The sequence below is a fragment of the Desulfomarina sp. genome, from assembly GCF_054039375.1.
The window spans coordinates 1-13,024 of sequence record NZ_JBPLBA010000185.1 but is presented as its reverse complement, the minus strand read 5'-3'; the positions used below and the strand labels follow the sequence as shown (position 1 = coordinate 13,024).

Annotated in this window: 12 protein-coding genes and 1 tRNA gene; 6 read left to right on the top strand and 7 right to left on the bottom strand. The window is 44.6% G+C overall.

All coding sequences use genetic code 11. From position 1 onward, the window contains the following. Window positions 1-496: 496 nt before the first annotated feature. Window positions 497-886 carry a hypothetical protein gene (locus ACXLDX_RS10840; RefSeq protein ID WP_457577201.1) on the bottom strand — a complete coding sequence of 130 codons (390 nt, stop codon included), beginning with the start codon at window positions 884-886 and terminating at the stop codon, window positions 497-499. A 454-nt stretch (window positions 887-1,340) separates the two neighbouring features. On the opposite strand from ACXLDX_RS10840, the gene ACXLDX_RS10835 reads away from it, so the two are divergent. The 5 genes from ACXLDX_RS10835 to ACXLDX_RS10815 all read left to right on the top strand — a co-directional run bounded on the left by ACXLDX_RS10835 (window position 1,341) and on the right by ACXLDX_RS10815 (window position 6,828). Beyond that, on the top strand, window positions 1,341-2,792 hold the full coding sequence (locus ACXLDX_RS10835) for a TolC family protein (RefSeq protein WP_457577200.1): 1,452 nt from the start codon (window positions 1,341-1,343) through the stop codon (window positions 2,790-2,792). Further along, window positions 2,782-4,242, top strand: a complete 1,461-nt coding sequence (locus ACXLDX_RS10830; RefSeq protein WP_457577199.1) for an efflux RND transporter periplasmic adaptor subunit — start codon at window positions 2,782-2,784, stop codon at window positions 4,240-4,242. The genes ACXLDX_RS10835 and ACXLDX_RS10830 overlap by 11 nt, the downstream gene beginning before the upstream one ends. Then, window positions 4,243-4,929, top strand: coding sequence for an ABC transporter ATP-binding protein (locus ACXLDX_RS10825; protein WP_457577198.1), 687 nt, complete (start codon window positions 4,243-4,245; stop codon window positions 4,927-4,929). It begins immediately after the preceding gene. Further along, the gene (locus ACXLDX_RS10820) at window positions 4,929-6,170 is read left to right on the top strand and encodes an ABC transporter permease (protein ID WP_457577197.1); all 1,242 of its coding nucleotides are present in this window, start codon (window positions 4,929-4,931) and stop codon (window positions 6,168-6,170) included. Before ACXLDX_RS10825 ends, ACXLDX_RS10820 begins: the two co-directional genes overlap by 1 nt. Before the next feature lie 331 nt (window positions 6,171-6,501). Then, window positions 6,502-6,828 carry a hypothetical protein gene (locus tag ACXLDX_RS10815; RefSeq protein ID WP_457577196.1) on the top strand — a complete coding sequence of 109 codons (327 nt, stop codon included), beginning with the start codon at window positions 6,502-6,504 and terminating at the stop codon, window positions 6,826-6,828. A gap of 22 nt (window positions 6,829-6,850) precedes the next feature. Here the strand turns inward: ACXLDX_RS10815 and ACXLDX_RS10810 are convergent, their stop codons facing one another. The 4 genes from ACXLDX_RS10810 to ACXLDX_RS10795 form a co-directional block, all read right to left on the bottom strand. Next, the gene (locus ACXLDX_RS10810; protein ID WP_457577195.1) at window positions 6,851-7,594 is read right to left on the bottom strand and encodes an SPOR domain-containing protein; all 744 of its coding nucleotides are present in this window, start codon (window positions 7,592-7,594) and stop codon (window positions 6,851-6,853) included. 264 nt (window positions 7,595-7,858) lie between these two features. Further along, window positions 7,859-9,607, bottom strand: coding sequence for a FlgO family outer membrane protein (locus tag ACXLDX_RS10805; RefSeq protein ID WP_457577194.1), 1,749 nt, complete (start codon window positions 9,605-9,607; stop codon window positions 7,859-7,861). A 236-nt stretch (window positions 9,608-9,843) separates the two neighbouring features. Beyond that, a complete protein-coding gene (locus tag ACXLDX_RS10800) occupies window positions 9,844-10,524 on the bottom strand; it encodes a hypothetical protein (RefSeq protein ID WP_457577193.1) in 681 nt (226 codons plus the stop codon). A gap of 80 nt (window positions 10,525-10,604) precedes the next feature. Continuing rightward, window positions 10,605-10,922 (bottom strand): hypothetical protein, encoded by a 318-nt coding sequence (locus tag ACXLDX_RS10795; protein WP_457577192.1) that lies wholly within the window; start codon window positions 10,920-10,922, stop codon window positions 10,605-10,607. Window positions 10,923-11,226: 304 nt separating this feature from the next. Here ACXLDX_RS10795 and ACXLDX_RS10790 point away from each other — a divergent pair, with 304 nt between their 5' ends. Beyond that, window positions 11,227-11,421: a ferredoxin gene (locus ACXLDX_RS10790; protein ID WP_457577191.1), complete on the top strand. Its 195-nt coding sequence runs from the start codon at window positions 11,227-11,229 to the stop codon at window positions 11,419-11,421. A gap of 452 nt (window positions 11,422-11,873) precedes the next feature. On the opposite strand, the gene ACXLDX_RS10785 is transcribed toward ACXLDX_RS10790, so the two are convergent. Beyond that, entirely contained in the window at window positions 11,874-12,635 is a 762-nt protein-coding gene (locus ACXLDX_RS10785) for a C40 family peptidase (RefSeq protein WP_457577190.1), read from the bottom strand. A 262-nt stretch (window positions 12,636-12,897) separates the two neighbouring features. Then, a tRNA-Arg gene (locus ACXLDX_RS10780) sits at window positions 12,898-12,974 on the bottom strand. Between the last annotated feature and the right edge of the window lie 50 nt (window positions 12,975-13,024).

The following is a 13,024-nucleotide window of genomic DNA, read 5'->3' as shown; positions in this document are numbered from 1 at the left end:
GTTTTGTCTGTATTTGCAATATATAGATAGTGTCTGTGCAGAAATGAGGATTTTTGTTTGAGATCAAGGCGCACAGGAAATTATACCTCAGGCATATAATTGATATCGGAGTCTACGCTTACCTCCGAGGATAAAAATTTTTGGGCAACGCAGATATCGGACAAAAAGACCAACTATGGACAGGCACTGGATAATAAGCTCCCTTGAAAATGCCTTATCCCCCCGGTCTCTTTATTCCAGGGAAATAAAAAAGACCCATCTGTGACTAGTGTCCCGTCAACACTGCTCTGATGTATCTTGCTTGTCCTTTTTCGCACCATCCCGCCTGCGGCTTATGTTACATAGTTCTACTATGCGCTCAAAGCCGCAGACAGAATGGCACAAAAAATTACAGCACAATATTACGTCATTTCATCGTTAACGTGACTCTAGAAAAAGAAAAAATTGCGATTTATGAATTTCCTGTGCCCTGGCATGACATAAAGCCTTCGGAGATTCAGGTCTGTGTAAAATCAACACTTATAGATGCAATTTTATCAATATTACCTATTTTTGCTGTTGATTCAAAAGTAACAGATATCCCGTGATTAAACGGCTCGCCTTCATTGACTTCTTCCTCATAAGAATAGATTTCTTGACCTTCTGCCGAGAGAAAGTAAATCGTTGCATATCCTTTAATTTTTGAGTGGGAGACATTTCTGATCAGTGCAGTTACTGTTATTGTGCCTGTATCTTTATGGAATTCCGCATTGAGTTCGTCAACTACTATGAATCTTGCCTGGATATCAACGGAAGGGAGATGTCCGGATTGGCCCGCCTGGACAGTCAATCCTGAAAGGAAGAAAACGGCGGAAAAAAAGAGAGTACACAAAACTGATCTGCTCATAATTATTGAACTCCGTAGGATCAAAAAAATGGATAAAGTGGAACAATTCATTATGAATTCGAGAAAAAATTATCTGGACACAATTAACTATAGGCCATAAACCAATGCATCAGGAATTTATTATATGAAACCTGACAAATTCATGCTGACAAGGACAGGGGACTGTCAATAAGAATCATACAGGGTGCATACAAATACCATCCCGGGGGCTTGATTATAACCATTGATTGCTATACAACTTTCATTCATGCTTATGATATTATCATTCGAAAAAAAGAAACTGTCAAGTATTCAGGGCGTTAAAGATGAAACTTGGAAAATATTATCAATGTCGGATGGTAAAGCCTGGTTAATACCCAAAGGGCATAAACGGCTGAGTCATTTGACTCGATCCATACTGGTTTGTTCTGGATAACATTTTGAATTATTGAAATTGAAACCTGTGATATTTCATATGACTGTTGTGTTTAAAAAAGTGAGTTCTGTTCTTCTGCTTTATTTCATAATTTTCCCATCATGGTGGGCTGAAGGATCGGAGCTGACATCTGTTATAAAAACTGCCCTTGAACGGAGTGATTTTTCCTATGATCTTCAGGACAGTCTGCAACTCAGCAGAATGGATATTGCCAGTGCCCAACACAGGTTTGAGACGAAAATTGTTCCTTTGACGACCCTGGGTTATACGAGGGGAACAGGGGCTCAGCGCCTTGGCCTTGAATTTCGAAAGGAAACTGAGACGGGAGCCGCCATTTCCTATGGTGCTGTCGGAGACCGACTGGATACAAACAGTGACTATGTGATCACTCACTCTCGTACGGCAAGGGCATATATACGGGTTTCGCAGGGCCTGTTCAGGCGCTGGGGAAGGGAGTACAATCTGACGGAACTGACCAGGGCCCAATTGAAAGCAAAAAGAGAGGAAATACTGGCCGGGAGGGCCCGACAGACATTTATTTTCTCGACTGTGCAGAAATACTACAATCTTCTTCTGGCTGACAGACTGCTGGTGAAATCGAGAGAGGCCAGGGAACGCAGTCTCGCGCATCTTGAGTCTGCCAGATCCAAACAGAATGTTGGCCTGGTTTCCAAAGTTGATGTTTATCGGGCTGAACTTGCAGCTCTTGATGCTGAAAAAATTGTTCAGAATCAGATTCTGCAGAAGGATCGGGCCCTTGATGCCTTGCGGGAGCTTCTGCGGCTTGAGGAAAATGAATCCATACAGATTTCATCAGTTATCAGGAAAATGAAACCGGTCGTGCCGCCTGACTGGAAAGATCGGCTTTTTACAGCACGTCTTGACTGGCAGGCGCACCGGGTAGATATGGAGATAGGCAGGATCGAACTTAAAAAGGCGCAAAAAGACCTGTCTCCTGATGTAGGGATCAGCCTGACAGTGGAACAAAAAGGGGAGGGAGACAGTACCGGGGAGGCCCTGGAGCTTGATCAGACCAATTGGTCTGTTCAGCTGGAAATGCTTTCAACTTTAGACAGTTTTAATGAGGAAAGTGCTCTGGTGCGTAAGAAAATGGAAATGGCAAAGCTCCGTCGTAAGGGAGATGCCATGCGCAGAAAAATAATTCGGGAAGCGGAAGATGCTTTTTCTGATCTGGAAAACGAGGAGAACAATTACCAGATAAGCCTGAAAAGATATCATCAGGCCAGTCTGGCGCTGGATCTTGCAAAAACCAGGTATGAAAGGGGACTGTCCAACAATATGGATGTACTCGATGCTGAAAATTCTTTTTCGACGGCGGAACTCGGAACAGTGAGTTCATTGACCGCTTATAATATTGCTGCCGTGAAACTGGCCAACAGCTTGGGATTGCTCGACCTGTCATGGATTGAGCTGGCGGAAAATTCCTGCTCTGAGGGCAGTCGATTCAAAAAGGAAGAGAATGGGGATTGATAAAATGAACCTTTTTGGTTTTGTGACGAGAAACAGGTTGCTTCTGGGCGGAGGAGTATTCTTTATCCTTTTGATATGGTTTGGAGCAGGATTTTTTTTCAGTCCCGGGTCCGGAATAAAAAAAGAAGAAGGAAGATTTGTCCCTGTGGAAGTGAAAAGCTTTCGTTTAAGTATATTGGAAAGGGGAGTAGTTATTCCGGCAAAGGTTTCGCCGGTCAGTTCGAAAATATCAAGTAATCAGGCGAAAATTGTCTGGCTGATCAAGGAAGGCACAAGGGTGGAAAAGGGAACCCTGATTGCCAGGTTTGACACCAAACCTTTTCTGGACAAACTGCTTAAGGCGGAGCAGCTCTTTGCGGATGCGGAAGCAACTTTTCATGCAACTGAAAAATTACTGTCTTTACAGAAAGAAGAGGAAAACGGAAAGATTGAAGAGGCTGTCAGGAAACTTGAGATAGCGAGAATTCAGGCAAATAATATTGAAAACGGAACAGGCCCGCTGAAAAGGAAAATATTCGAACAAAAGCTCCATCAATCAGATAGGGCACTGGCGCTGGACAGGAATGAGCTTGCTGATCTGGAAGTGTTGTTGAAAAAAGGACATATCAGTGTTCGGGAAAGGGACAGAAGTGCGGAAAAAGTCAAAACCGCCGAGGAGCAGGTTCAGGTCGCCCGGGCTGAGTTGAAGAATTTTAACAGGTACACCTGGCCGAAGTTGCTGCGTGAGGCAGAATTGCTGGTCACGGGTGCTGAAAGCAATCTGCAGCGGGTCAGAAGGACAGCTGATTTACAGATACAGAACTGGAATGCCAAGGTGGAAAAGGCACGGCGGGCATTGGAGAATCGGAGAAAAATTCTCAAAAAAGCTCAAATGGATGTGATGAACTGTGACATCTATTCTCCCACTGGAGGACTCCTTCTTTATGCTGAGCTTCCCAGGGAAAACGGGAGAAGGAAGATACAGATAGGAGATTCAGTATGGGAAGGACAAACATTTCTCAAAGTACCTGATACGAGGGATCTGGTGGCTGAAATCCGGGTTCGGGAAATTGATGTGGCAAAAATCGGAAACGGTATGAGTGCTGAAATAGAGCTTGATGCTTTTCCGGGAAAGCTCTTTCCCGGCCGTGTTGAATCCATTGCCTCCCTGGCCAAGGAAGACAGGAAAAACAGGGGGGTACGTCGTTTTTATACCCGGGTACGCTTTACAGGTGATACCGACAAGGTGCACGTTGGCATGTCTGTTACCACAAGAATTATTTATCGGCTGGTGAAATCTGTTCCTGCAATTCCACAGGATGCAGTAATTTATCATGCAGGCAGTACTTACGTGCAGAAGCAGGGAGATACCGGGCCGGTACCGGTATTGCTCGGCGCCCGGGGAAAAGAATGGGTTGAGGTAGTGAGTGGTTTACAGGCGGGAGACAAGGTTTTCCGACAGGGGGAATAAATGTCTGTTCTTCTTAAAGCCGACAATATTTCCAGATCCTTTCGTCCGGGGGACAGTCCGTGCCTGGCACTGGCTCCCCTGTCTCTGATTGTGGAAAAAGGGGAGTTTCTTGTTATTACGGGACGTTCTGGTGCAGGAAAATCAACGCTTCTTAATCTTCTCAGTGGTCTGGATCTTCCATCACAGGGTGAGGTCTGTTTTAAGGATAAATCTCTTTCCACAATGAATGAAATGGAAATAGCCCGACTGCGTAACAGTTCTTTCGGATTTATTTTCCAGACACCACACCTGTTATCCGACAGGACGATCCTGGAAAATGTGGCTATGCCGTTTTCCTACGGAAAACACGTGGCACATGGTTCAGTGGAAAAACGATGCCGGGAACTTCTGGATTATGTGGGACTGGGAAAGCTGATTCATCGCTTCCCAACCACACTTTCCGGAGGAGAAATGCAACGCGTTGTCTTTGCCAGAGCTCTGGTAAGAGAACCGGAAATAATCTTTGCCGATGAGCCAACCGGCAGCCTGGATGGTGAAAATTCCAGGAAGATAATGGAACTGCTGGAGAGACAGGTGGAAAAAGGGTGCTCTGTTGTCATGGTGAGTCATGACAGAGAGGCTGGGGCTTTTGGTACTCGCACACTGCGTCTTGATAAAGTTGAATCAGCGAAAGGAGTGCATTTTTGATGATCATCCATTGTCAGATTCATGATATGAGAGACGCCTGGTTATCCCTGTGTCGTCGTCCTCTTCGATCTCTGCTGAGCAGTATTGGTATCGGAATTGGAGTATCAGCCCTGATTGCCATGTTGTCTATTGGCGAGGGGGCTAAAAGAGCGGCACTGGACAAGATTGCCTCCCTTGGCGTGAATACCCTTCGCATAGAAAATACCGGCCTGGGCCATCTTGGTGAGGGAGAAAGTCTTGCCAATATGACCAGGGGACTCACACGAGAAGATGTGCAGTCATTGAAGTCCTGGCTCGGTAGCAGGGGATATGTCGGAGCATTCGCAAGAGTCGATGATGTTACTGTTTTCTGGGATAATTCAACTGTTCAGGCAACTCTTCTCGGAGTTTCGGCTGAATGGTTTGACACGGAATCAATTGTTCCGGAAAAAGGGAGGTTGCTCAACAAAGATGATATTGTCAGGCAAGAAAAAATCTGTGTGACAGGGGCCGGTGTTGCGACAACTCTCGGGAGCGGTAACGGGGCGATTCTCAGAATTGATGGCCAGCCAGTAGTGAGTGTGGGACTTCTCCCCCATAAAGGGAAACTGCTTACCGAAGGAACCGGCCTTTCCTCCCTGGATTTCGATAATACTGTAATTGTACCCATATCTTTACTGCCTTCTCTGGGCTATAATAAAGAGATTGATTATCTGGACGGGATTGTGATGACCCTGCGGGATGGAAGAAAAGGAATGATTGCCGACCTGGCGCTTCAGGTGAAGGAGTTGCTGACTGTGAATCATCATCGAATTGAGGACTTTACCCTGGTGGTCCCCGTGAATCTTCTTGAAGAGGAAAAGGAAAATCAAAGACTTTTTTCTTTTATAATGGGGGCGATAGCCGGGCTGTCTCTTCTCGTTGGCGGTATAGGTGTAATGAATGTGATGCTTGCCAATATTGCAGAACAGACAAGGGAAATCGGTTTGAGAATGGCAATGGGGGCCTCACGAATCCGGATTGTTTCCCTTTACCTTTGGAACGCGGTTCTGTTGACTCTTTCAGGGGGAATATGGGGTATTGTCAGTGGTATTTTCCTGGCTCTGTCCATTCAGGAATATGGGGGCTGGGATGTGGTGATTTCTTCTTTCAGCCTGATGATAGCCCCTTTTTCTGCAATTGTTGCGGGGATAATATTTGGTGTTCATCCCGCAGTCAGGGCAGCTTCTCTCAGTCCGGCTCTGGCTTTGCGTGATTCGTGAGATGTTATGAAAAACTGAATTATAACCAGTTAGTGTCTGCCCGGAAATGAGGATTTTTATTCGAGATCAAGGCGCACGGGAAATTTTACCACAGGCATATAATGGATATCGGAGTCTACGCTTACCTCCGAGGATAAAATTTTTCGGGCAACGCAGTTATCGGGCAAAAAGACCAACCATGGACAGGCACCAGTTATATCTTGATGCAGAGAAATAAGGAGGGATGATGGTCCGTGTACGGAAGGTGTTTGTAAATCTGATTGTCATTTTAGTCTGTTTTTTGCCGGTGTGGACTTTTGCAGTAAACAATTCTCAGGCTGTCCCATCATATGTGCTATCCGGTCTGGCAGAATATGGAACTAATGGCTATAAAGCGGCCGTCCACACCTGGCTGGCTGGTTCTCCATATGAAAATGCTACTGCGATGGCGTCAAATATAGCATTTTTTGTTAATATCGAAAAGCTGGCAGGTTCTTACAGATCATATGATATTCTGATGGTCAGGGAGACTGTGAGTTCCAATGTCACTTATGTTCGTATGAACTATGAGCGCCTTCCCTGCTATATTTTATTTTCTTCAATCAAGCGGAGTGGTGATACATGGGTTCTGGGGAAAATTCGCCTGGACCGGATGCAGAGGTTTGGGACTGCGAAATAGATCCGGGCTTTGCCTCTGAAGATCACCTGTTAACCACCCTTGCCTGCAGGCCGTTTCTGCGCAGACCGGACAGGAGTGACGCCGTGTCGGCCCTTGTTTTAAATGCACCGAGGAGCAGTCTTATTTTTCTGTTCTTGTTTTTATCCAGAATATAACTTGTATAAGGAAGGTAATTAAGAGAGGTCACTTTTGTCTTTACCTGTCTGACATCCTCCAGATTGCTGAAGGCGCTGCCTATCTGGACAGCATAGGGAAGTTCCCGGATAAACCCGTCGGAAATTTCATCTTCTTCCAGGCTGTTTTTAATGACTTCAGCTTCCGCTCTTGTTGCAAAGGAGCCGATAAAAATTCTGTGCCATATACCTTTGTCCTTGAAATCAACTTCAGAGGTAAAGGCAGGATAACCAGCGCGACGCAGCATGGAAGCTACTCTGTAACACTGGGATTTGACCTGGCTGGAACTGATCTGAACAGTGTATGGCTGTTTCTGTTCCAGATTGAGAATTTCTTTCTTGCCGAAATTAAAACGTGTTGCTTTTACACCGGGCAGAGCCTTTCTTGCCTTGATTCCGCCCGGCAGGACTGTCGCGTTGATTTCAACTGAACCGTTTTCAGGTAATTGACCAGCCGCGGTAACAGCCTCTTTATTGAGTTGATCCAATTCCTTTAACCTCTTTTCTATAAGAGTCAGGTTGCCGGATACCGCCTGGATGGGAAAGGACAGAAGAAATAGAACAAGAAAAAAAAGGGAAGAAAAATAACTCACATGTTTCTCCATAGTTAAAATGGTTGTGGTATGCCTTGGATTTGACCTGAATCCGTTACGGCTTGGGATATTGATTTGTGAAAATATTACTTGATTACCCATGAAACTCAGCCGAATTGGGGGTGTGCCTGCTTTATCAGGTTGAGTTTTATACTTAATCAGCGTTCCACCTGGGCGTTGCCGGGTCAAATTTTAAAATAACTTTTGTTATTTAGAAGAAAATATTTTGAAATACAGGGACCGGGGAAGTAATTCCATAAAAAGTTATTTTTCACTTCCACCCCAATCCCATTCCGACGGTTTTTCAGTTGTTTTAGTTGTCTCTGTGTATTCATCCCAGTCATCATCTTCATTGCTGATAGTTGGCTTGTGCTGTTTCCCCGGCATCATCTTTTTTTCTCTGTTGACAGTGATGGCCGGATCTCTTACCAGTCTGAAACCGATATAATTGCTTTTGGTATTGGCCCATACGCCCAGACGGGAGGATGTGGAGGTCTGTCTGACCGGAGAATTCCAGGCTCCGCCCCGGATTGTGTAGTTGCCGCACTTTCCACTGTATTTACGTTCGGATTGGTTGTCGGGAGCATTAACGTAATTCTCCACCCAGCAGTCCTGAACCCACTCCCATACATTGCCGACCATGTCATGGTAACCAAAAGCATTGGGAGGAAAACTTCTTACCGGAGCGGTCTGCCTGCCGTCCCATTCTGAGCCGCATTTTCTGCAATTAGCCATCCCTTTTCTGAAATTGTTTCCCCACGGGTATTGAATGTCCGAGCCTCCTCTCGCGGCCCATTCCCATTCTGATTCATATGGCAGCCTGTAACCGATCCCTGTCTGTGAGGTGAGCCAGGCAGCATAGGCCTGAGCGTCATGCCAACTGACATTGACAACCGGTCTGTCTCCCTTTCCCCAGGAAAAATCGTCAGGGACAGGGTTCCCTGTATCCCTGCAGAAACGCTCATAGTCAGCAAAAGTCACTTCAGAAACCATAAAATCAACCGATCTATCTATTTTAACGTAATGCTTCGGTTTTTCAGAAAAACGGTGCCCGCCCATCATATAGAAACCGGTGGGAAGAGGTAGAACGGCCGGGGCCTGACCGCCGGAAGCAAGATTATCCCTGTTGCCTTTTGGAAATTCAGTTCGAATGTATCCCTTTTTCTCTTTGCTCGATGGCAGGGATTTGCGAATGGTTTTTTCTTGCCGGATCGGCTCTGTTTTTACAAGGACAGGTGGTTTGCGTACGCTCTGGACAAGCTGTCCATAGAGAATCTTCTGTTCTTTTTCTTCAGAGAGAATCTCACCGCTGGCCACATTCGTTCGGATTTTTGTGACTTTTATCCTGCCTGTAAGAACCTGTTCGACCTCAAGAACCTCTCCGGTTTTGGGGTGTTTAATTACTTCTCCTTCCTTGAAAACAATAAATTCCATACCCGGCTGCAGGCCTGAGGCGGTTCCAAGGTCAATAAGGACCGTCTTTCCTTTTCTTTTGACGATATAACCGGTGAGAGGGAAATTCTTTACAATCCTTTCTGTCAGAAGTTCTACGACTTTCTGCAGGTTACTGCTGGAATTACTTCTGATATTCTCAGCCGCTACGATAGATCCTGTTTTGACATTTATTATTCTTGCGTTGACTTCAATGCTTTTGCCTATCTGTAGAACTGAGCCGGTGATAATAGTTTTTACGCCAAGTATCTGGCCGAGCTGGGCAGAGGTTTCTTCGTTTATCAAGCCTGACATGCCCAGTTTCTGTTCTTCGATGATTTTCTGGAGAAGCGCCCGTTCCACTACTTCAAAACGTCCGTCCTTTACGAGAGTCGTGGTGAACCACTCCGCCACAATTCCTCCCATGTCCCTTGTTTTAAACCCGTCCCCTTTCAACTCGAAATCAAGAACGGCTATTTTTGTTTTTTGAAACTCACCATATGAATATGAGGGAAACACTGTGGAAAAAAACAGTGCACAGAGTAGGATGAGATTATAGCAGCATGATTTTTTAATGACCATTATAACCTGGTAAAATTACGGGAAGTTGATATCGTATAAAAAATTTTCAGTAACTATACGCAGTCACCCCGGCTTTTCACGATCTCTTTTGTCCCCTCAGGTGATTATCGGGACAAAAGAGATCGTGAAAACTGCAGCACCTGTGCGTAATTACTTTTTATAAGGAGTATCTCTATATAATACTTCTCCAGATGTGCTTGTCAAATAGACCGGCAGTGAACAAGGAAAAGCTTGCGTTAATTGCTTCTCAGTCTGTCCTGGATTTCCTCTATCATATTGGCGTGTTCTATGAAAATCCTGTTGTAAGGATGCCACTGGACACCATTTCCTGACCATTCTGCCACGTCCTTTATCCTGTAAATAAGTGGTTCGGACGAGACGAGTGTAGCGATCATTTGACAGCGGAGAAGAAACTCTCCATTCTGGGTATCAAATTTCTTCACGGTGAATTTGGTTTGCAGGTAACCGGCTTCATAGTTGAGTTCTTTTATATTGGCTGAACGTTTTATGACCGCATCAACCATGATCTGCCAGGCCATTTTTGCCGTCAGTTCTCCTCCTACGAGAACCTGAACCCAGTTGTTTGTGGCTGGTGAAAAAGTGGTTGCCTCCCAGAGGGGGCTTGGTGTGAGTTTTATGAGAATTTTGCCTTTCTTGAGTAAAGGATAATTTTTATTGACGATAACTTCTTTCTGAAAATATCCGTCTTTGTCCACCAGAAGTGTGTATTCCTGGTTGTTGGCAAAATCAAATTTATAGCTGAAAGGTGTAACCTCCGGTTCCTGGATGCCGTCAATTGTGATGGTTGCGCCGGCAGGTCTGGTTTTAATTACTGTGTCCATTGTGCTTTTCTGAGCACAGCCGGAGAGAATAAGGGCAAGAAAAAGAAGGGAATAAATAAACAGTATTTGACGCATAATCTCACTCCCTGAAGATTGATAATGGTAGAACACTTCAGTACCGGTTTCACCGGTGAACAGTTTTCTGAAAATCTTCCCTAGAAAATAATCAGTTTTTTCTGATAAGTGATGAAAAAACCTTTAAAATCACCATCATAATTATAAGTGGCAATGTTGAAAAGTTCCCATCCTTTTTTGGCATATTCTTTATTTGAAGTATTCAGCAGTTCTGTTGCCCTTTTAGGATCTTCTTCTTCGATGAAAATTGTTACTGTTTTTTTATCTGCGGCCATCTGGGAAAGCGCTTCGAGGCTTTCCGGCAGAAGCATTTTCTGTTCTGCTGCAAAACTGTTTGCCGGATTGTTTCCTAATGAAAACAAACTGAAAATTATTGCAGTCAGTATGAGACGTTTCATGATTCCCCCCTCCTGAAAAAGTTGAATGAATAAAAACAGAACAGATTGTTCTCTCTTTTATATGGTACTTCGTTTGTATCTTCCTTTCAATCCCATTATTTTATTACAATTTCGTGTGATCAGATCTTTTTCAACGGGAAATACAGATATGGGAACAGGCTCTCCTGCCCTTGCATGATTGGCTGGGTGTACTTAAAGTTATTCCTGAAGTTTTTCGGGTGGCCCGGGGGAAGTTGTCTTCCGGAATAATGTGCCCGATACTTTCGGTATGGTTGTGTGTTGCCGAACTTAAAAGGAGGTTGTTATGTCAAAGAAAGTACATATTGATGAAGATGAATGTATTGGTTGTGAGAGTTGTGTTGAAATCTGCCCGGATGTCTTTCGTTTTAATGATGACACCGATAAAGCTGAGGTGATCGATGAGGATTCCGGCGGCGAAGAATGTGTTGAAGAGGCAGCGGCGTCCTGTCCGGCGGAATGTATTCATATTGAAGAGTAAAAATATGAACTGAATCCTGTATTGGCATGTTCGGAGTCCGTGTGTTTGCCTGTTGAATATGCGGGGTTGATGGCGTCGGCGTTTCGCATATTTCTTGCCATTGATAACCAAGCAGGTGGAAGAGCATGTAAAATACCGGGTTTGCTGGAATTACCAATTCAGCAGCAATGTCATTAACTTAAAAGATGAGTCCCATTCTACCTCATCCGATGGACGCTATAAACAGGTCAGAATGGGACTGTTTTAACTATTTTGTCCTTGAGTTAACGACATTGAATCCAGCAGGACAAAGAAAATGTAAAAATCTAGAAACACTCGAAACGTAAATAGCCGATTTAAAAAAAAAGCAATATCTTAAAAAACAATATAATACAAATTCGAATTACGTACAAAACTCAGCCTGACACCTGCCAGGGTTTCATTGGTAATCAGGAAACAGATAATCTATTTTTCTATTTTCTGCTCCAGTTGAGAGTATGTGGATTAAAACCGCATTCCAGGGTGGGCTTGATTATTCTGAAATAGGGAGAAACATCAAAATCCCTGGGAGTAAAGAGACTGTGATGTCGGATGTGAAGGAATTCTCTCTGACATTTCAAGCCGGATGCTGTATTCACCTCTTCCAATACCGTTTTCGGAAGAATCGGGTATTTGATTGACTGGAAAGCTCTGGCTATCAGGGACGAACAGATTGCTCTTGTGGGGTCTCCACTGCCGAGGGACAGCAGCCTTCTCCGGAAACGGGAAGGGATGGGTGGTGTCGGCAGCAGGTAGCGGACCAGGTCCACGATATTCCTCAGATCATACTGATAACCGAGTCGACTGGTTGCAAAGGTGACAACTTTTTCTATTTCATTCTGGCTTAATCCCACAGGACGACAGATACGGGTATGAAAAGGAGTGTACATTGAGAGTCCTACACCTCTGACCCCGTCAATTATGTCTGCTTCTACAAGCACTTTATGTTCTCTGCCATTATTCTCAGCCGGAAGCGCGTCGTCCCCGACAAACAGAGTGGCATGTGACCAGCTTGACTGGGTCAGGTATTTGATTGCAGTACTGAAAGTGCTGCTTCCGTCAACCAGCAGTACGTCACCTTTCCTGAGAGTTTTGGCAAGATTCTCGGGAGTAGTAGTTGCTACCTGAACGTTGTCTTTTTTTGATCTGGAGAGGTACTCGGCCAAACGTTTACCGATTTTCTGCTGGATTTTCATAGGAGACCAGTATTTGGAAAGATATGTGTTCAATGGATTGTCTGTTGAACGCAGAGAACATTTTCTTCGTTTTCTCAAGGTGGTATAAAGATTAACTATAATACAGGTCTTCAGTGTGTAAAATAGGTGGATGAATTTCGACGAAATAATATATAAACTCAGATATACATGAAGAAGATCCTGAAAAGAACGGAATAAACCAGGAAGATTGAGACTCAAGGTGCGAGAATATAAGAGGGAGGATGGTAAAACATCAATTTACTGGTACACCCGGAGGGATTCGAACCCCCGACACCCGGATTCGAAGTCCGGTGCTCTATCCAGCTGAGCTACGGGTGCACACTGATTGTGCAGTTGGATACCATGTTCGCCGGTTGAGGTCAATGGTA